This is a genomic window from Agrobacterium pusense (genome assembly GCF_013285525.1).
GTDB lineage: Bacteria > Pseudomonadota > Alphaproteobacteria > Rhizobiales > Rhizobiaceae > Agrobacterium > Agrobacterium pusense.
The window spans coordinates 2511713-2531494 of sequence record NZ_CP053856.1 but is presented as its reverse complement, the minus strand read 5'-3'; the positions used below and the strand labels follow the sequence as shown (position 1 = coordinate 2531494).

Here is a 19782-nt window from a genome sequence, read left to right as displayed (position 1 = left end):
CGCCTATTCGCCCGAAGGTTTGCCGCGCATCTTCTTGATATCGGAGCGACCGGACTTCGCCTTGAGGCGGCGCTCGACGGAGCCCTTGGTGGGTTTGGTAGCCTTGCGCACCGGCGGCGGGGGGGCGGCGGCTTCGAGGATCAGTTCCTTCAGGCGCTCGCGCGCATCCTCACGATTGCGCTCCTGGCTGCGAAACCGGCTCGCTTCGATCATCAGCACGCCTTCTTTTGATACGCGCCTGCCACCGAGCCGCAACGCATTGACCTTCACCCTTTCCGGAAGGGAGGGTGAATTCGCAATGTCGAAAAATAGCTGAACCGCTGTCGAAACCTTGTTGACGTTCTGGCCGCCCGGCCCGCCGGCCAGCACGAATTGCTCCGTCAGCTCCCAGCCGGCAATAGTGATGCGGTTATTGATGTGAAGCGGGTCGCTGGCCATGTTTTCTCTCCGCGCCGGTGATGCCACAGATCGTGAAAAATGAAAACAAGGACAAAACGAAAGAACCCGGCAAAAAGAAACCCGGCACTTGGGCCGGGTTCCCTTCCTCCTCATAAACGAGGCTTATTCATTCTGCCGCGAGCAAAAGGCCCGGCGCTGCGTCACGAACCTTGCTGTCGACGTGGTCTTCGAACTTGGTGAAGTTCGTGACGAACATCGACACCAGCTTCTTGGCTTGCGCGTCATAAGCTGCGCCATCGGCCCAGGTGGAACGCGGATCGAGGATCGCGCTGTCAACACCTTCAAGCGACTGAGGGACGGCGAAGCCGAAATTCGCATCGGTGCGGAACTGTGCGTTCTTCAGATCCCCAGTGAGAGCGGCGGTCAGAAGCGCGCGGGTGGCCTTGATGGGCATACGCTTGCCGATGCCGTAAGCGCCGCCGGTCCAGCCGGTATTGACCAGCCAGCAATCCACACCGTGCTTGCCGATCAGCTCACGCAGCAGGTTGCCATATTCGGCTGGATGGCGCGGCATGAAGGGGGCGCCAAAGCAGGTGGAGAATGTCGCTTCCGGCTCGGTCACGCCCTTTTCCGTACCGGCGACCTTGGCGGTGTAACCGGAGAGGAAGTGGTACATGGCCTGCTCCGGTGTCAGCCGGGCAATCGGCGGCAGCACGCCGAAGGCGTCAGCCGTCAGCATGATGATCGTCTTCGGGTGGCCGGCAATGCCCGTCTCCGATGCATTCGGAATGAAGTGCAGCGGATAGGCGCTGCGGGTGTTTTCCGTCAGCGAATTGTCGTTGAAATCAGGAACGCGGTTTTCGTCCAGCACGACGTTCTCGAGAACCGTGCCGAAACGGCGGGTAGCGGCGTAAATTTCCGGCTCGGCTTCCGCCGAAAGCTTGATCGCCTTGGCATAGCAGCCGCCTTCGAAATTGAAGATGCCGTGTTCGCCCCAGCCATGTTCGTCATCGCCGATCAGCGTGCGCGACGGATCAGCCGACAGCGTGGTCTTGCCGGTGCCGGAGAGGCCGAAGAAAACGGCGGAATCACCTTGCGGACCGACATTGGCCGAGCAATGCATGGGCATGACACCCTTGGCCGGCAGCAGGTAGTTCAGCACCGTGAAGACCGATTTCTTGTTTTCACCGGCATAGGACGTGCCGCCGATGAGAACGAGGCCGTTGGTCAGATCGCAGGCGATGACTGTCTCCGAACGGACACCATGACGGGCCGGATCTGCCTTGAAGCTCGGCAGGTTGATGATGGTGAGCTTCTGCTTGAAGCCCGCCAGTTTTTCCTGCTTCGGACGGATCAGCAGATTGCGGATGAACAGCGAATGCCAGGCAAGCTCGGTGACGACGCGTGTCGGCAGAGCGTTTTCCTCATCGGCGCCGCCGATCAGGTCCTGAACATAGAGCGTCTTTCCGGCGGCATGGGCCAACATGTCCTGGCGCAACAACTCGAAGTTTTCCGGCGACAGCGGCTTGTTGTTGTCCCACCAGATGGTGTTCTCGGTGGACGCGTCGCGCACGACGAATTTGTCCTTCGGAGAACGGCCCGTGTGCTGGCCGGTGACGGCGCGCAGCGCACCATCGATGGTCAGCTCGGCCTCGCCGTTGCGGATTGCCTCTTCGTATAGTTCGCTCTCATTGAGGTTATAAAAGACGCGGGAAGCCTTGCCCAATCCGAGTTCTGCAACTCCGTTGGCAGGATTATGAACCCCAATCTCGGTCATGACGCGTTCCTTGTTAATGACGATAAGGCCGTTGAAATTTTCACGGAAAATACGTGGCACCTCTTGGAAACGCAAGAGCCGAAGTTTAAAAAACTTAGTAATTTCAATATATTAATCGATTTAAAAGATTTTATTTCTTTTTAAATCGGTTGAAGACGCATTAAAATTCAGCTGCGGCGTCTCTACGAAATCTCCTCGTCCTACCCTTGCGATTTTAGGTGAGTTTTCCTTTGCCACAATTTGTTCCACCTTTATACTCAAGAGAGTGGCTCGCGGCGCACAACCTGGCTGGGTGAATGTCGGGAGTTACGAGAAAATGACGATGGAGACCAACTACATGCAGACGATCGCGCTTGTCGACGATGACCGGAATATTCTCACTTCGGTATCGATCGCGCTCGAAGCCGAAGGCTACCGGGTCGAAACGTATACGGACGGCGCTTCCGCGCTTGACGGGTTGATCGCCCGTCCGCCGCAGCTCGCCATTTTCGATATTAAGATGCCCCGCATGGATGGCATGGAGCTTTTGCGGCGCCTTCGCCAGAAGTCGGATCTGCCGGTCATCTTCCTCACCTCGAAGGATGAAGAGATCGACGAATTGTTCGGCCTGAAGATGGGCGCGGACGACTTCATCACCAAGCCGTTCTCGCAACGCCTTCTGGTGGAACGCGTCAAAGCCATCCTGCGCCGCGCCAGCAGCCGCGAAGCATCCGCCGCAACCGGCAACGTTCTGAAGCCGACTGCAGACCAACAGGCGCGCACACTGGAGCGCGGGCAGCTCGCCATGGATCAGGAACGGCATACCTGCACCTGGAAGGGCGAACCGGTAACACTGACGGTAACCGAATTCCTCATCCTGCATTCGCTGGCACAACGTCCAGGTGTCGTGAAAAGCCGCGACGCGCTGATGGATGCCGCCTATGACGAGCAGGTCTATGTGGACGACCGCACCATCGACAGCCACATCAAGCGTCTTCGCAAGAAGTTCAAACTGGTCGATGGCGACTTCGATATGATTGAAACGCTTTATGGCGTAGGATATCGCTTCCGCGAAGCGGCTTGAACGAGCCGACTCACGCAGAAGGGACCGCCCGGTATGGGGTGGTAAGGACTTGAATACGTGTTGAAAAAAACGCCGGAAACCGTCTCGGACAGTGACGATGCCGAAGAACGCGGCAGCGAACGCCGCCATCGTATCCATCCGCTGACGATCATCCGGCGCATTTTCGGCAATGCGGTGTTTTCCAGCCTCACGCGCCGCATCCTGTTCTTCAACGTCGCCGCGACGGTGGTTCTGGTCGGCGGCATTCTCTATCTCAACCAGTTCCGCGAGGGGCTGATCGATGCGCGCGTGGAAAGCCTGCTGACGCAGGGCGAAATCATCGCCGGCGCGGTTTCCGCTTCCGCCTCTGTCGATACCAACTCGATCACCATCAATCCGGAAAAGCTGCTCGAGTTGCAGGCGGGCCAGAGCATCACGCCCGCACCGAACGATGAGGATTTGAGTTTCCCGATCAATCCCGAACGGGTGGCACCAGTGCTGCGGCGGCTGATTTCGCCGACGCGCACTCGCGCGCGGCTGTTCGATGCCGATGCCAATCTGCTGCTCGATTCCCGACATCTTTATTCGCGCGGTCAGGTGCTGCGCTTCGACCTGCCGCCAGTAACGCCCGAGACGCAGACCTGGGGCGACTGGTTCACCAGCATGTTCAACCGCATGCTGCAGCCGAGCAGCCTGCCGCAATACAAGGAAGCGCCCGGCGGCGATGGCTCTATCTATCCGGAAGTGATGAACGCGCTGACCGGCGTGCGCGGCGCGGTCGTGCGTGTCACGGAAAAGGGTGAGCTGATTGTTTCCGTGGCCGTACCGGTACAGCGCTTCCGGGCAGTGCTCGGCGTTCTGCTGCTTTCGACACAAGCGGGCGATATCGACAAGATCGTGCATGCCGAGCGCCTCGCCATCATGCGCGTCTTTGGCATCGCCACGCTGGTCAACATCGTGCTGTCGCTGCTCCTCTCCTCCACCATCGCCACGCCGCTGCGGCGGCTGTCGGCGGCCGCAATCCGCGTACGCCGCGGGGCGAGAACCCGTGAGGAAATACCGGATTTCTCGGCGCGCCAGGATGAGATCGGCAACCTCTCTATTGCGCTGCGTGAAATGACGACGGCGCTTTACGACCGTATCGATGCGATTGAAAGTTTCGCCGCCGATGTCAGCCACGAGCTCAAGAACCCGCTGACCTCGCTGCGCAGCGCCGTGGAAACCCTGCCGCGCGCCAAGACCGAAGAGTCCAAACAGCGCCTGACCGAGATCATCTTCCACGATGTGCGCCGTCTCGACCGCCTGATCAGCGATATTTCGGACGCCTCACGGCTTGACGCCGAACTGGCGCGCGCCGACGCCGCGCCGCTCGATCTTGATGTGCTGATGAAGGGTCTGGTGGATATATCCCGCCAGATAAGCACCAAGAAGAAAAGCGTGACGATCGACTATGTTGTCGACCGGAAAGCGGGCACAAAGACCTCCTTCGTGGTGAACGGCCACGATCTGCGTATCGGCCAGATCGTCACCAACCTCATCGAGAATGCGCGCTCCTTCGTTGCCGAAGAAAGTGGCCGCATCACCGTGCGCCTCTCCCGTCACAAGGATCGTTGCATCGTGCAGGTGGAGGACAACGGGCCCGGCATTCAGGCCGAAGATATCGACCGGATTTTTGAGCGTTTCTACACCGACCGGCCGGCGAGCGAAGGTTTCGGACAGAACTCCGGCCTTGGCCTTTCCATCAGCCGCCAGATCGCGGAAGCCCATGGCGGCAGCCTGCGGGCAGAGAACGTCGTCGACAAATATGGCGTGATATCAGGCGCGCGCTTCACCCTGTCGCTGCCGGCGGCCGAAACCCATGAACGCTGAACGCTTCAACCTGCATGCAACCGCCGTCGTTGTTCAAAACACCGGCATCCTTTTCACGGGGCCGTCGGGCAGCGGCAAAAGCGAACTCGCCTTCAGCTTCCTGACGGAGGCGGAACGGTGCGGATTGCCGGCCGCATTGATTGCGGACGATCAGATTTTCGTGTATCGCGATGGCGAGACCATCATCGCCGAACGGCCAGAAGCCATCGCCGGCCTGTTGGAATTACGCGGCAGCGGCATTGTTTCACTTAAAAGCATTGCGCGCGCGCCACTACATTTCGCCGTCACGACAGTTGTTTCACCCGAAAATCCAAGACTTCCCGAAGATGACGAGATGTTATCGCTGCCGTGCGGCGGGCATCTTCCGCTTCTGCGTATTCCGCTTTCAAGTCTCATGCCCTATGGAAAATTTGCTGCACTTGCTCAGAATCTTTTCAAAACGAATGTGAAGTGACGATGATTCGGGCGATTTTAGGCTTGCGATTCGCATTTTCCTCATCAAGATGAAATCCCACCGATGGACAGGATTGCCGCGTTGCGATAGTCGGCAATGAGAGTGCGTGTGCAAGGGAGCATTTCATGATCGGACTAGTGCTTGTCACCCATGGCAAGCTGGCTGAGGAGTTTCGTCATGCGTTGGAGCATGTCGTCGGTCCCCAGAAATTGATCGAGACGGTCTGTATCGGTCCCGAAGACGACATGGATCAGCGCCGGCAGGATATCATCGACGCTGTCGCGCGCGCCAATGACGGCAATGGCGTCATCATCCTGACGGACATGTTTGGCGGCACGCCTTCCAATCTTGCGATTTCGGTCATGAATAACGGCAATGTCGAAGTCATCGCCGGGGTTAACCTGCCGATGCTGATCAAACTTGCCGGCGTTCGCAGCGAAGACAATATGGACAAGGCCCTTCAGGACGCATCCGATGCCGGCCGCAAATATATCAACGTCGCCAGCCGCGTTTTAAGCGGCAAATAAGAAGTCAGCCCATGTCGCCACTCTCCCGGGAACTACCGATCATCAACAAACGCGGTCTCCATGCCCGGGCATCAGCGAAATTCGTGCAGATGGTTGAAGGCTTCGACGCGACCATCACGGTTTCGAAAGACGGCATGACCGTCGGCGGCACCTCGATCATGGGTCTCATGATGCTGGCGGCCAGCCCCGGATGCAGTGTCTATGTCGAGGCGAGCGGCAATCAGGCCGAAGAGGCGCTCGCCGCACTTGAGGCCCTGGTCGCCGACCGGTTCGGCGAAGAAGCCTGAGCCGGCGCCATATAAAGACATAAAGACTTCTTTATATCATTATTGCCAGATCGCTCGTGGCCTGCTAAACCGCTGCTACGTAAAAAGCCGGGCCGCGATGTGCGGCGCTTCTGATCTGGAGAATCTCATGAGCCTTGAGAAGGACTACATCGTCGCCGATATCAACCTTGCCGCATTCGGCCGCAAGGAACTCGACATCGCCGAAACCGAAATGCCGGGCCTGATGTCCTGCCGCAAGGAGTTCGGTGAAAGCAAGCCGCTGAAGGGCGCCCGCATTTCCGGTTCGCTTCACATGACGATCCAGACCGGCGTTCTCATCGAGACGCTGAAGGAACTCGGTGCAGACATTCGCTGGGCCTCCTGCAACATCTTCTCGACCCAGGACCATGCTGCAGCGGCCATTGCGGCAGCCGGCATTCCGGTCTTTGCCGTCAAGGGTGAGAGCCTGACGGAATATTGGGAATATACCGACAAGATCTTCCAGTGGACCGACGGCGGTCTCTCCAACATGATCCTCGACGATGGCGGCGATGCCACCATGTACATCCTGCTGGGCGCACGCGCGGAAGCGGGCGAAGACGTGCTCTCCAATCCCGGCTCCGAAGAAGAAGAAATTCTCTTCGCGCAGATCAACAAGCGCCTCAAGGCTTCGCCCGGCTGGTTCACCAAGCAGCGCGACGCCCTGAAGGGTGTCACCGAAGAAACGACGACCGGCGTGCACCGTCTCTACGACCTCAGCAAGAAGGGCCTGCTGCCTTTCCCGGCGATCAACGTCAATGACAGCGTCACCAAGTCCAAGTTCGACAACAAATACGGTTGCAAAGAATCGCTGGTTGACGGCATTCGCCGTGCAACCGACGTAATGATGGCCGGCAAGGTTGCCGTGGTGTGCGGATACGGCGATGTTGGCAAGGGTTCGGCCGCTTCGCTGCAGGGCGCCGGCGCCCGCGTGAAGGTGACCGAAATCGACCCGATCTGCGCACTGCAGGCCGCCATGGACGGTTTCGAAGTCGTTCGCCTGGAGGACGTTGTTTCCTCCGCCGATATCTTCATCACCACGACAGGCAACAAGGACGTCATCCGCATCGAGCACATGCGCGAGATGAAGGACATGGCGATCGTCGGCAATATCGGCCACTTCGACAACGAGATTCAGGTCGCATCGCTGCGTAACCTCAAGTGGACGAACATCAAGCCGCAGGTCGACATGATCGAGTTCCCGAAGGGCAACCGCATCATCCTGCTGTCCGAAGGCCGTCTTCTGAACCTTGGCAACGCCACCGGTCACCCCTCCTTCGTCATGTCGGCCTCCTTCACCAACCAGGTGTTGGGCCAGATCGAACTCTTCACCAAGCAGGGCGAATACAAGAACGACGTTTACGTGCTGCCGAAGCACCTCGACGAGAAGGTCGCACGCCTCCATCTCGAGAAGCTTGGTGTGCGCCTGACTGAACTTTCCGACGTTCAGGCAGATTATATCGGCGTCTCGAAGCAGGGCCCGTTCAAGGCGGACCACTACAGATATTAATTTCATAGTTAATATCCACTGAAATTACACAATATCTAGATGCCGCGCGCTTGACAAAGCGCGCGGCATCTTTTTTGCGCGCTCCCTTTTCGCAGATTTATGAAGGCGGTATTGTCATCAGACTTGATTCGGACGCACCACAGGGCGGTGCGGACGAAATGGGATGTCTTGTCGAAGATGCGGCACATAGGACGGAGACAGACCGGGGATGTCGGTTCAAAATTCGGATCTGCGCAAGCAGACAGTTCAACGCGTTGAAAACACGCAAGCGGGCGTGGCATTGAGCGCACAGACTCTGGTGCGTTTTGGCGCATCTGCGGACGGAAAACCGGTGTTCACTTTTCCTGGAAATGCTCTGGCACGTTGCCGGCTGGCAATCCGTGCGATCCGGACCGGCTTTTCACGGCTTCCCTTCCTGCTTTCCGGCACGTTTCTGGCCGGTTCAGCCACCGTAGCGCTGGCGCAGGATGGACTTGCGGCCAAAGCCGGCGCTCGGCTGTTTTCATCAGGTGAAACCATAACCTATTCGCTTTTCGTGGGTATGCTTTCCGCGACGCTGTTTTCAGTCGTCTGGCTGGTGCGCCAGCGCGGCAATATAGAGGCGGAGAGCAGCGAATTTCGCCAGGCGCTTGCCCAGTCTCACCACAAGATCGCCAAATACGAAGCGCTGATTTCCGACAAGAGCCGCCGCATCGTCATCTGGGATGGCGCAGAAAACCGTCCGGAATTTCTGGGGCAGCTGCCGGCCGAGACAGGCGTGCCGCAGGCGGACCAGGATTTTCTGGCCTTTGGCCGCTGGCTGAAACCGGCATCCGCCAGTCAGCTTGAGAAATCCATTGAGAAACTTCGTAGCCACGCACAGAGTTTCGATCTCACCATCGAAACGCATCGCGGCGAAGTTATCGAGGTTCAGGGCCGGGTTTCCGGCGGCAATGCCTTTGCACGCTTCATCGCCCTCAACAATCTGCGTGCGGAGCTCGCCGAACTGCAGGTGGAGCGTGAACGGCTGATCGCTTCCGTCTCGACTTTTCAGGAACTTCTCGATTCCATCGAGCAGCCCGTCTGGCGTCGCAATGGCGAAGGCGAACTTATCTGGGTGAACCATGCCTATGCACAGGCAGTGGATGCGCGGAACGCTGAACAGGCCATTCAGGAGAAACGAGAACTTCTGAACACGGTTACCCGGCAGAAGATACGCGCGGCCGCGACCCCGGAATCGCCCTATCACGACCGTATTTCCACGGTGGTTGCGGGTAATCGCAGTTTCTTCGATGTCGTCGACATCAAAACGGCGGGCGGGTCTGCCGGTATCGCCATCGATGCCACCGAGGCCGAAACCATCAGCGAGGAACTGAAGCGGGTTCTGAAGAGCCACGCCGAAACGCTGGATCATCTGGCAACGCCCGTCGCCATTTTCGACGGCCGGCAGCGGCTGCAATTCTATAATCAGGCTTTTGCGACCCTGTGGGGCCTCGACCTGGTGTTCCTCGAATCCGGGCCTGACAATTCAGAGCTTCTCGACAGGCTGCGGACCGCCGGCAAATTGCCCGAGCAGCTCAACTGGAAGAACTGGAAGGAGACGGCGCTCTCCGTATACCGTTCGCTCGATACCAAGACCGATCTCTGGCACCTGCCCAACGGCCAGACACTGCGGGTGATTGCGACGGCCCATCCGCAGGGTGGCGCAACCTGGGTTTTCGAAAACCTGACCGAGCAGGTCGATCTGCAAATGCGCTACAACACATTGGTGAAAGTGCAGGGCGAAACCATCGACCATCTGGCCGAGGGGGTCGCCGTATTCGGTGCGGACGGTCGTATTCGCCTGTCGAACCCGGCATTCCGGGCGCTGTGGGGCGTGACTGCCGAACAGGCCGAAACCGGAACGCACATCCGCGCCATCGAAACCGCCTGCGCACCATCCTACGACGGGCCCGACGGCTGGCGCGCCTTCAGCCAGTTCATAACCAGTTTCGATGATGAGCGACCATCCCGGCAAGGCACACTGGAACTGCTTTCCGGCCTCGTCCTCGATTATGCGATCATTCCGTTGCCGGATGCGCAGACCATGCTGACCTTTGTCAACATGACGGACAGCGTACGGGCTGAGCGCGCCCTTATGGAAAAGAACGACGCTCTTCTCAAGGCAGATGAGCTGAAGAATGATTTTGTGCAGCATGTTTCCTATGAGCTGCGTTCGCCACTGACAAACATTATCGGCTTCACCGATCTCCTGAAGACCCCGGGCCTTGGGGAATTGACGGAGCGGCAGGCGGAATATCTCGACCATATTTCCACGTCCTCCTCGGTCCTTCTGACGATCGTCAATGATATTCTCGATCTTGCGACCGTCGATGCCGGCATCATGCAACTCAATTATTCGGATAATGACCTGAACGAATTGCTCGAAGATGTTTCGGTGCAGATCGCGGACCGGCTGCAGGAAAGCGGCATTTCACTTCAGATCGTCGCCCCGGCGCATCTCGGCAGCCTGGTGGCAGACCACCAGCGCCTGAAGCAGATCCTCATCAAGCTCCTAACCAATGCGATCAATTTCGCGCCGGAAGGGTCTTCAGTTACGCTTTCCTGCCAGCGCAGCGAAGGTGACTTCATATTCTCTGTGGCGGACAAGGGACCGGGCATCCCGGAAGACATGCTGAAAACGGTCTTCGATCGTTTTTCGACCCGCGGCAATGGCGGCCGGCGAACCGGCGCCGGGCTTGGCCTTTCCATTGTCGAAAGTTTCGTCAGTCTCCACCACGGAACGGTTAGCATAGACAGCCGACCCGGCAACGGCACCACTGTCACCTGCCGCATTCCTTCCGCCACGCGTCCGCATTCCATTGCCGCAGAATGAGCGAAAATGTCTTGCCGATCACCATTCCTCTTGCGGGGGAAAAGGACACCATCAGGCTCGGTGAAGACCTCGCGCTGGCGCTGAAGCCCGGCGATTGTCTGGCGTTGGTCGGCGACCTTGGCGCCGGTAAATCGACGCTTGCCCGCGCCTTCATCCGGGCGATGGCGGACGAGCCGGATCTTGAGGTTCCGAGCCCCACCTTCACCATCATCCAGACCTATGCCACCCGCATTCCGGTCGCCCATCTCGACCTCTACCGGCTTTCGGATGTTTCCGAACTGGATGAGCTCGGCATCGATGAGATGCTGGAGGATGGCATCTGCCTGATCGAATGGCCGGATATAGCAGGAGAGATTCTGCCACCCGGCCAGACCGTAACCCTGACGCTGACACATTCCGGCGAAGGGCGGATCGCCTCCATCGAGGCTCAGGCAAAACCGAAAGCGCGGCTTGAGCGGGTTTTTGCCATCCGGGAATTCCTCGCCAGAAATGGCAGAGGTGACGCGGTCCGCCGCTTTCTGAGCGGCGATGCTTCCACCCGTGCCTATGAGACCATCTCCACCGATGGCCCGGACCTTATCCTGATGGATTGGCGCCGCCCCTTGAAAGGCGCCATCGTCGCCGACGGCAAGACCTATGCGGAGATTGCCCATCTCGCCCAGGATGCCCGTTCCTTCGTGGCGATCGGTAATTATCTGCGGCATCGCGGCTTTTGCGCGCCGGAGATCATCGCGGCGGACATCGACCAAGGCATTCTCCTGTTGCAGGATCTGGGGCGAGATGGAGTGTTAGCCGCCGATGGCGCCCCAATCGAGGAGCGCTATCTGGAAAGCGTTGCCTTTCTGGCGGCACTTCATCAAGCGTCACAACCCGGTCCCCTGCCCGTGGGTGATGGCAGCACCTATGAGGTTCCACCCTTTGACCGGCAGGCGATGAAGATCGAGGTCTCGCTGCTGGTGGAATGGTATCTGCCCTATAAGCGCGGCAGGCCACTGTCCGATGGCGGGAAGCAGGAATATTACGCCATCTGGGACGCTCTGATCGACTCGCTTGCAGATTGCGAAAACGGGCTGCTGCTGCGCGACTTCCATTCGCCAAATATCCTCTGGCAACAGCAGAACGCCGGCATACGACAGGTCGGCCTGATCGATTTTCAGGACGCGATGATTGGCCCGACCGCCTATGATCTCGCTTCCATTGTTCAGGATGCCCGGGTTACAATCGAGCCCGGATTGCAGGCACGCCTGCTTTCGCATTATCTCGAGAGCAGGCGGCACACGCCTTCTTTCCATGAGGCTGCTTTTCTCAAGGCTTTCTCCATCATGTCGGCGCAGCGCAACTGCAAGCTTGCCGGTATCTGGGTCAGGCTGATGGAACGGGATGGCAAACCCGGTTATATGAAGCATATGCCGCGGACGTTCCGCTATCTCGCCGCAGCGCTTTCGCATCCGGAACTTGCGCCGCTCAGAGACTGGTGCCTGCGCATGGGCATGGACTTTAACGACTGAAAGACGGTTGACCACGATGACGATCAAAAACGCGATGGTGCTGGCCGCCGGGCTCGGTACTCGGATGCGCCCGATCACCGATACGATCCCGAAGCCACTCGTACAGATCGCCGGCAAGCCAATGATCGATTATGTGCTCGACGCTCTTGTGGAAGCCGGTGCCGAAAGAATTGTCGTCAATGTGCACCACCACGCCGAGCAGATGGTCGCCCATCTTCAGCGCCGCGCCGATGCCGAAATCCTGATTTCCGACGAACGCTCCCAGCTGATGAATTCCGGCGGCGGTCTCGCCAAGGGTCTGAAGCTTCTGGAACCCGGCCCGGTCTTCGTCATGAATGCCGATCTCTTCTGGATCGGTGAGCAGCTGCACGTGGCCAGCAATCTGCGCAAGCTCGCACAGTTCTTCGATTCCGGTCGGATGGACATGGCACTGCTCTGTGTCGACATGGATCGGACCACCGGCCACAATGGCAAGAGGGATTTCAACCTCGCCGCGGACGGAAGACTGACCCGCCATCGCGAGGGCGACACGAACCCCGTGGTCTATGCCGGCGCCATCGCCATGGACTCGCGGCTGCTTGACGACGCACCCACGGACGCTTTCAACCTGAATATTTACTTCGATCGCGCGATTGAAAAGGCCCGGCTTTACGGGCTGCCGCTGGATGGTCACTGGATTACCGTCGGCACGCCGGACGCCATAGACGATGCTGAGAACATCATCCGGCAATTCAGGGAAAAACGCTCTGCATGACGGGCTCCCACCACGCAAAGCGCGTTCTGACGATCGCTGCGGGAACACCGTTCCTCAAAACGCTTGCGGAAACGCTGTGCGACGGAAGACTGGCGGCAGGCTATCGATATGACTCGGCCGATCCCCTGTCGCTTGCCAAGGTGACGATATATGTGCCGACGCGGCGTTCGGCCCGCGTGCTGCGCTCGGAATTCGTCGATCTTCTTGGCGGCCGTTCCGCCATTCTGCCGCTCATCCGGCCCCTTGGCGAAACGGATGACGACAGCGGTTTCTTCGATGTCGAAAACCCTGAGATCATGGATCTCGCGCCGCCGATTTCCGGCACCGGCCGACTGATCGAACTCGCGCGTCTCATCCTTGCATGGCGCAACAGCCTCCCAGACGCCATCCGGGCGATCCATTCCGATTCGCCGCTGGTCGCCCCCGCCAGCCCGGCCGACGCGATATGGCTCGCGCGTGCGATGGCAGAGGTGATCGACGCGATGGATACGGAAGAAAAAGATTGGGAAGCGCTTCAGCATCTCGATACCGGTGATCACGCTCAATGGTGGCAGCTCACGGCCGATTTTCTAAAGATCGCCAGCATCTTCTGGCCCGCCCGGCTTGCCGAACTCAACAGATCTTCGGCCGGACGGCACCGAAACGCCATCCTCCGGGCAGAAGCGAACCGAATTGCCACATTGCCGGACACCGGTCCGATCATCGTCGCTGGCTCGACAGGCTCCATTCCGGCCGCCGCCGATCTCATCGCCGCGGTTGCAGCTTTACCGCAAGGCGTGGTGGTGCTTCCGGGGCTTGATCTTGCCATGCCGGAAGAGCAATGGCAGGCGATCGCCGAGGACCCCACCGATCCTTCGAGCCGCACTCACTCGCAATACGGGCTTTATGTCCTGCTGCAGAAACTGGGCATCCCGCGTGACGATGTGGTTCCGATCGGTGCCCTCGACAACGATCTGGAAAAGCGCGCCGCGGTGTTTTCGGCAGCGCTCGCGCCGGCCAAATCCACCAGTGACTGGAACCGATGGCGTGAAGACCGGGATTCCGCAATTTTTGACGATGCCTTTGCAGCGGCCACGCTGATTGAAGCTGCCAACGAGCGCGAAGAGGCCACCGCCATCGCAGTGGCGCTCAGGCTTGCGCTCGAAGCACCAGCCTCGGAACGGCCTTCGCAGGCGGCCCTGATAACACCCGACCGCGGGCTGGCGCGGCGCGTGGCAACGGAGTTGCAACGCTTCGGCATCGAAGCCGACGATTCCGCCGGCACGCCGCTTTCGGCAACGGCCCAGGCCGGCCTCACGCAACTCGCGCTGGAGGCGATCCTGAGACCCGGAGACCCGGTGCCGATCATTTCCCTTCTGAAACACCCGCTCGCCCGTTTCGGGCTCTCGAGCGAAGCTTTCACCAGAGCTTCGAAGGCGCTTGAGCTGATTGCGCTGCGAGGCGGCCGCGTCGAAACTGAAGTGGGCAATCTGGAAACGGTTCTTGACACCCAACTCCTTGCGCAACGCGAGGACAGACATCCGCCCGCCTGGCGGCTGGCCCTGCCTGACGGAAGCGTTGACGCCGCGCGCGATCTGGCGCGACGGATTGCAATGGCCACAGAGCCGCTGCGCTCCGCCTTCGTCCGCCGCGACCGATCTGGCCGGGCCTTTACCGACAGGTTGCCTCTTTCCGACTGGGCAGAACGGACCGGCCGCGTGATGGAAGCCATCTGTGGGGATGAAAATACAGATCTTGCCGCTCTCTGGTCCGGCGAGGCCGGAGACAAGCTTTCCAGCCTCTTTGCCGAACTGATGGAAAGCGGAGATATTCTCGACGCGGACGGTCCGCAATGGATCGATATATTCGCGGCGCTTGTGGCAGGGGAATCAATCAAGCCAAGATCGATGCGCCATCCGCGCATCTTCATCTTCGGCGCGCTGGAAGCGCGGCTGCAAAGTGTCGATACGGTCATCATCGGCGGTCTCAATGAAGGCCTCTGGCCGGGCCAAACGGCGAATAATCCGTTTCTTTCCCGCACCATGAAGACTGCGATCGGGCTGGAGCCGCCGGAACGGCGTATCGGCCAGCTCGCGCATGACTTTGAGATGGCCAACGGCACGCGACACATTTTCTACACCCGGGCGCTCAGGCAGGGCTCCACGCCTGCCGTCGCCTCACGCTGGCTGCAAAGGCTGCTGGCCCTGGGCGGCGAGGATTTTGCCAAAGTCCTTAAAAAACGTGGTGAGACATATCGTCATTGGGCGGGTCTGATGGACGAGAGCATCGAGCAGGAGGCGGCAAAGCGCCCTTCCCCGAAACCGCCAGCTGAATTGCAGCCGACGCGTTACTCCTTCAGCGAAGTGGGCCGCCTGCGCCGCGACCCCTATTCGATCTATGCGCGGCGCATCCTGAAGCTGGACCCGCTCGACCCCTTCAATCGCGATCCGAACGCCGCCGATCGCGGCACGCTCTATCACGCGATCATCGAGCGCTATTCCCGTGAGGGACATGTTCCCGGCACACCGGCCTCGCTTTCGGCCATGCAGCGCATTCTCGACGAATGTTTCGATGCTGAAAACCTGCCTCCCCATGTGGATGTGATCTGGCGGCCACGTTTTGCAGCGGTGGCGCGCGCCTTCATCGACTGGGAAAAAGAACGTCATCCATCCATTCGCCACAGCTTCTACGAGGCGCGCGCGGGCCAGGAAATCGTCGAAGCAGGCATAAGGCTCACCGGCGTCGCCGACCGCATCGACATCAAGACAAACGGTCAGGCGGATATTATCGACTACAAGACGGGGCTCGCGCCTTCCGTCAACCAGGCGCGGGCGCTGCTTGATCCACAGCTTGCGCTGGAGGCGGCAGCATTGATGCGCGGCGCCTTCCGCGAAGCCGGTTCACCCACGCCTGAAAACCTCATCTATGTTCGCCTGCGGCCGGGCGAGCGTTTTTTCGCCGATCAGGTCAATAACGAACATTCCAGCCGAAGCGGGAAAAGACCGCCGAAATCGGCGATTGAACTCGCGACGGAATCGATAGAACAGCTCACAAAATTCGTTCATTCGCTGCGCAACGGGGAAAACGGCTTCGCCTCGCGGCTGGTGCCGGAAGAACAGCAATCCTACGGCGGGGAATATGATCACCTCGCCCGCGTTTCGGAATGGTCGACGGCAGAACCGGGAGACGGCGATGACGATTGATCCCTTCGACGCCGGTCCTGCTGCCGACACACCTGAAAGCTGGATCGACTGGACCAGCGCCCGGCAGCGGCTTGCTTCCGATCCCGCCAGTTCCGCTTGGGTGTCGGCCAATGCCGGTTCCGGCAAGACCCACGTACTGACCCAGCGCGTCATCCGCCTGCTTCTGGCCGGCTGCCGGCCTTCGGCGATCCTCTGCCTCACCTATACCAAGGCCGCAGCATCGGAAATGTCGAGCCGCGTCTTCGACCGTCTGGCGGAATGGGCTACTTTGCCGGATTCCGATCTCAAGGACCGCATCGCCGCCATCGAAGGCAAGGCGCCGGATCGCATCAAGCTTGCCGAGGCGCGCAGGCTCTTCGCCAAGGCGCTGGAAACACCGGGCGGTTTGAAGATCCAGACAATCCACGCCTTCTGCGAGGCGTTGCTGCACCAATTTCCGCTGGAAGCCAATGTCGCCGGCCATTTCTCCGTTCTCGACGACCGCGCCGCAACCACGCTGCTGGCTGAGGCGCGCCGTTCGCTCCTGACCGCGGTTTCGACGGAAAGCGATGCGGACCTGGCGCAGGCGCTGGCCTATGTTCTCGATCTCGCCGATGAAAGCGGGTTGGAAGCGCTGCTCTCCGCCATCATCACTAATCGCAGTGCCTTGCGGGCCTTCCTTCTGGGCGCCAAACAGTCAGGCGGCATCGATGCCCGGTTGCGGCAGGCGATGCAGATTGCAGATGGAGAGACCGAAGAAACTGCCGCGGCCGCCTTCTGGCCTCTGCCCGGCCTCGCCGGCCTCGCGCTCGATACGTACCTCACCCTTGCCGACGAGGTGGGTGGATCACGCGTCATCGATGTCGCCTATGCACTCAGGGAAGCAAAACGACAACCAGACGCCGTGCGACGGATGGAATTCATCGAAGCCGCCCTGCTGACGGCCAAGGGTGAAAAGAAATCGGATGCCTATGTCATCAACAAGGGCATGCAGAAATCCGCCCCCGAACTTCTCGATGCGCTGACGCTGGCGCGGGACCATGTCGTTTCCTGCCGCAACCGTTATCGTCTGGTGCGGATGCTGGCGGCGACCAAATGCGCCCTTGTTCTGGCGGAAAGGCTGATCGGTGATTTCGAAGACCTGAAGAAACAGCGAAGCCAGCTCGATTTCGAAGACCTGATCGAGCGCGCGGCCAACCTCCTCAACCGCGATACGGCGGGTGCGTGGGTGCATTACAAGCTGGATCAGGGCATCGACCATATTCTGGTTGATGAGGCGCAGGACACGAGCCCGGTGCAATGGTCGATCATCCAGTCGCTTGCGGCGGATTTCTTCACCGGCGAGAGCGCCCGCATGGGGCGGCGGACGCTGTTTGCCGTGGGCGATGAAAAACAGTCGATCTATTCATTCCAGGGCGCGCGGCCGGAACGGTTTTCGCAGGAGCGCGAAGAGACCAAGAGACGGGTCGATTCGGTCGAACAGGCCTTTCACCGCATTCGCCTGCCGCTATCCTTCCGATCCACGGAGGATGTGCTGGCGGCTGTCGACCAGGTGTTTTCGGACCCGAATAACGCAAGCGGCCTCAGTGCCGATAACGAGCCGGTGGAGCACCGGTCCAACCGCGCTGGCCATCCCGGCACCGTGGAAGTATGGGATATGGTGGCACCGGAAACCACCGAGGACGAAGAGGATTGGACAGCCCCCTTCGATGCGCTGCGGGAAAGCGCGCCGGCCACCATAGTTGCCCGCCGGATCGCCGCGCGCATCGCCGATATGATCGGACGCGAGACCATCATCGAAAAAGGCGTGGAGCGCGCCATCGAACCGGGCGACATTCTGGTGCTCGTCAGAAAACGTCATGCCTTCGTCAATGCACTGACCCGGGAGCTGAAACGGCGCAAGAACATACCCGTTGCCGGCGCTGACCGCCTTCGTTTGACTGACCACATTGCCGTGCAGGACCTTCTGGCGCTCGGTCATTTCGTTGTCCTGCCCGAAGACGACCTTTCCCTTGCCGCACTTTTGAAAAGTCCACTCTTCAACCTGACGGAAGACGACGTTTTCGACATTGCCGCCATGCGATCGGAAACGGAGAGCGTCTGGAAACGGCTGCAAATCCTTGCGCAGGAAGAGAATAGCCATCTTTCCAGCGTTACCGCCAAGCTGGAAGGTTTTATCGCGCTTTCTAAAACGGCCACCGTGCATGATTTCTTCGCAGCGGTGCTTACACTGCACGACGGACGCAAAAAATTTCTCGGCAGGCTTGGCAACGAGGCAAGCGACGTTCTGGATGAATTCCTGTCCTTCGCGCTGGATCACGAAAGGACCGGCCTGCCCGGCCTGCAGGCCTTTCTCTCCGTCCTGGAAACTGACTCACCGGAGGTGAAGCGGGAGCAGGACAAGGATCGCGGCGAAGTTCGCATCATGACCGTGCACGCCTCCAAGGGGTTGGAAGCACCCGTCGTTTTTGTCGTCGATGGCGGTTCGAAGGCCTTCAATCACAGCCATGTGCCTAAACTGCGTTTTGTCGAAGCAGGTGAAGACGCCTTCCCGGTCTGGTTGCCCGGCAGTGGATTTTCAAACCACCTTATCCGATCGGACGAAGAGCGGCTGAAGACCGCCGCCGAAGATGAATATCGGCGGCTGCTTTATGTGGCCATGACGCGCGCCGCCGATCACCTCGTCGTCTGCGGTTATCGCGGCCAGAAGGAAAATCCCGAATGCTGGCATGCCATCGTCAAAAAGGCGCTTGCCAACAACGAAGACCATTGCAAGCCCCAGCTTTTCACGGCGGATGGTGAGGAATGGCAGGGGCTTGTCTGGCGCAAATCCGAACCACGCTCGACACCTGCCCCACTAAGGCCACCGGAAACGCCGCAGCAGGAAGACTATGCCCTTCCGGCGGGACTTCTTACCCCTTTGCCTGCCCTGCCCTCTCTACCGAGACCGCTCAGCCCTTCCGGCGCGGGCACCATCATCGATGACGGTGCGGATGATCTCGCCGTGCGCTCACCACTGTTCGGGGAGAAAGCCGAGGTCTCTTCATTGGCGCTGCAGCGCGGACGGTTGGTGCATCGCATGCTTCAGGCGCTGCCCGATTTTCCGGCGGTCGAACGGGAAGAGGCGGCGCGCCGTTATGCTGAACGCGCGGCGCGGTTCTGGCCTGTTACCGAGCGCGAGCAATTGGTACGGGCCGTTTTACGTGTCATGTCCGAACCCGCGGTTCAGCCGGCCTTCTCTGCCAACAGTCGTGCGGAAGTGTCGATCATGGGCACGATGGCCCTCGGCCGGCAGCAATATGCCGTCTCCGGCCGCATCGACCGGCTGGCGGTCGAGGGAGATCGCGTCATCCTGATCGATTACAAGACCAACCGAGTGCCGCCCCGCGAAGCGCGTGAAATACCCTTCTCCCATACGGCGCAGCTTGCCATTTATCGGGAAATTCTGGCACCGCTTTATCCCGGCAAGGAATTTGTCTGTGCGCTGATTTATACGGAAAATGCTGCCTTTATAACGGTTGGCGACGATGCGATGAGAGAGGCCCTTGCCGCAATAAAGACAAAGTGAGATACCGGGGCATTGAAATTTCGACGCGCCCGCATCACATCGATAGTGGAAAAG

Annotated in this window: 13 protein-coding genes; 11 read left to right on the top strand and 2 right to left on the bottom strand. The window is 59.6% G+C overall.

Annotated features, from left to right (window positions below; all coding sequences use genetic code 11):
* Positions 1–3 precede the first annotated feature (3 nt).
* Positions 4–438, bottom strand: a complete 435-nt coding sequence (arfB, locus tag HQN82_RS12260) for an alternative ribosome rescue aminoacyl-tRNA hydrolase ArfB (protein WP_037090022.1) — start codon at positions 436–438, stop codon at positions 4–6.
* 127 nt (positions 439–565) lie between these two features.
* On the bottom strand, positions 566–2176 hold the full coding sequence (locus HQN82_RS12255; RefSeq protein WP_035208087.1) for a phosphoenolpyruvate carboxykinase: 1611 nt from the start codon (positions 2174–2176) through the stop codon (positions 566–568).
* Positions 2177–2513: 337 nt separating this feature from the next.
* On the opposite strand from HQN82_RS12255, the gene chvI reads away from it, so the two are divergent.
* The 11 genes from chvI (at position 2514) to addA (ending at position 19728) form a co-directional block, all read left to right on the top strand.
* Positions 2514–3239, top strand: coding sequence for a two-component system response regulator ChvI (gene chvI, locus HQN82_RS12250; protein WP_006700117.1), 726 nt, complete (start codon positions 2514–2516; stop codon positions 3237–3239).
* Between the two features lie 57 nt (positions 3240–3296).
* The gene (gene chvG, locus HQN82_RS12245) at positions 3297–5087 is read left to right on the top strand and encodes a two-component system sensor histidine kinase ChvG (protein WP_022555320.1); all 1791 of its coding nucleotides are present in this window, start codon (positions 3297–3299) and stop codon (positions 5085–5087) included.
* Complete coding sequence (locus HQN82_RS12240) at positions 5077–5541, top strand: HPr kinase/phosphorylase (protein ID WP_022555319.1); 465 nt, start codon at positions 5077–5079, stop codon at positions 5539–5541. Before chvG ends, HQN82_RS12240 begins: the two co-directional genes overlap by 11 nt.
* A 125-nt stretch (positions 5542–5666) precedes the next feature.
* Positions 5667–6068 carry a PTS sugar transporter subunit IIA gene (locus HQN82_RS12235; RefSeq protein WP_003505374.1) on the top strand — a complete coding sequence of 134 codons (402 nt, stop codon included), beginning with the start codon at positions 5667–5669 and terminating at the stop codon, positions 6066–6068.
* 11 nt (positions 6069–6079) lie between these two features.
* Positions 6080–6355, top strand: a complete 276-nt coding sequence (locus tag HQN82_RS12230) for an HPr family phosphocarrier protein (protein WP_004444304.1) — start codon at positions 6080–6082, stop codon at positions 6353–6355.
* 127 nt (positions 6356–6482) lie between these two features.
* The gene (gene ahcY, locus HQN82_RS12225; protein ID WP_004444302.1) at positions 6483–7883 is read left to right on the top strand and encodes an adenosylhomocysteinase; all 1401 of its coding nucleotides are present in this window, start codon (positions 6483–6485) and stop codon (positions 7881–7883) included.
* 208 nt (positions 7884–8091) lie between these two features.
* The gene (locus tag HQN82_RS12220; RefSeq protein ID WP_004444300.1) at positions 8092–10737 is read left to right on the top strand and encodes a sensor histidine kinase; all 2646 of its coding nucleotides are present in this window, start codon (positions 8092–8094) and stop codon (positions 10735–10737) included.
* Positions 10734–12245 (top strand): tRNA (adenosine(37)-N6)-threonylcarbamoyltransferase complex ATPase subunit type 1 TsaE, encoded by a 1512-nt coding sequence (gene tsaE, locus HQN82_RS12215; protein ID WP_173614925.1) that lies wholly within the window; start codon positions 10734–10736, stop codon positions 12243–12245. The genes HQN82_RS12220 and tsaE overlap by 4 nt, the downstream gene beginning before the upstream one ends.
* Before the next feature lie 16 nt (positions 12246–12261).
* Complete coding sequence (locus HQN82_RS12210; protein WP_037090303.1) at positions 12262–12999, top strand: nucleotidyltransferase family protein; 738 nt, start codon at positions 12262–12264, stop codon at positions 12997–12999.
* The gene (gene addB / locus HQN82_RS12205) at positions 12996–16181 is read left to right on the top strand and encodes a double-strand break repair protein AddB (protein WP_173614924.1); all 3186 of its coding nucleotides are present in this window, start codon (positions 12996–12998) and stop codon (positions 16179–16181) included. The genes HQN82_RS12210 and addB overlap by 4 nt, the downstream gene beginning before the upstream one ends.
* Complete coding sequence (addA, locus tag HQN82_RS12200) at positions 16171–19728, top strand: double-strand break repair helicase AddA (RefSeq protein ID WP_173614923.1); 3558 nt, start codon at positions 16171–16173, stop codon at positions 19726–19728. The genes addB and addA overlap by 11 nt, the downstream gene beginning before the upstream one ends.
* Positions 19729–19782: the final 54 nt, after the last annotated feature.

What these genes read in the sequence shown, in the direction of transcription:
- arfB (WP_037090022.1), bottom strand. Translation starts at nt 438, where the DNA reads ATGGCCAGCGACCCGCTTCACATCAATAACCGCATCACTATTGCCGGC.
- HQN82_RS12255 (WP_035208087.1), bottom strand. Translation starts at nt 2,176, where the DNA reads ATGACCGAGATTGGGGTTCATAATCCTGCCAACGGAGTTGCAGAACTC.
- chvI (WP_006700117.1), top strand. Translation starts at nt 2,514, where the DNA reads ATGCAGACGATCGCGCTTGTCGACGATGACCGGAATATTCTCACTTCG.
- HQN82_RS12240 (WP_022555319.1), top strand. Translation starts at nt 5,077, where the DNA reads ATGAACGCTGAACGCTTCAACCTGCATGCAACCGCCGTCGTTGTTCAA.
- HQN82_RS12235 (WP_003505374.1), top strand. Translation starts at nt 5,667, where the DNA reads ATGATCGGACTAGTGCTTGTCACCCATGGCAAGCTGGCTGAGGAGTTT.
- HQN82_RS12230 (WP_004444304.1), top strand. Translation starts at nt 6,080, where the DNA reads ATGTCGCCACTCTCCCGGGAACTACCGATCATCAACAAACGCGGTCTC.
- ahcY (WP_004444302.1), top strand. Translation starts at nt 6,483, where the DNA reads ATGAGCCTTGAGAAGGACTACATCGTCGCCGATATCAACCTTGCCGCA.
- HQN82_RS12220 (WP_004444300.1), top strand. Translation starts at nt 8,092, where the DNA reads ATGTCGGTTCAAAATTCGGATCTGCGCAAGCAGACAGTTCAACGCGTT.
- tsaE (WP_173614925.1), top strand. Translation starts at nt 10,734, where the DNA reads ATGAGCGAAAATGTCTTGCCGATCACCATTCCTCTTGCGGGGGAAAAG.
- HQN82_RS12210 (WP_037090303.1), top strand. Translation starts at nt 12,262, where the DNA reads ATGACGATCAAAAACGCGATGGTGCTGGCCGCCGGGCTCGGTACTCGG.
- addB (WP_173614924.1), top strand. Translation starts at nt 12,996, where the DNA reads ATGACGGGCTCCCACCACGCAAAGCGCGTTCTGACGATCGCTGCGGGA.
- addA (WP_173614923.1), top strand. Translation starts at nt 16,171, where the DNA reads ATGACGATTGATCCCTTCGACGCCGGTCCTGCTGCCGACACACCTGAA.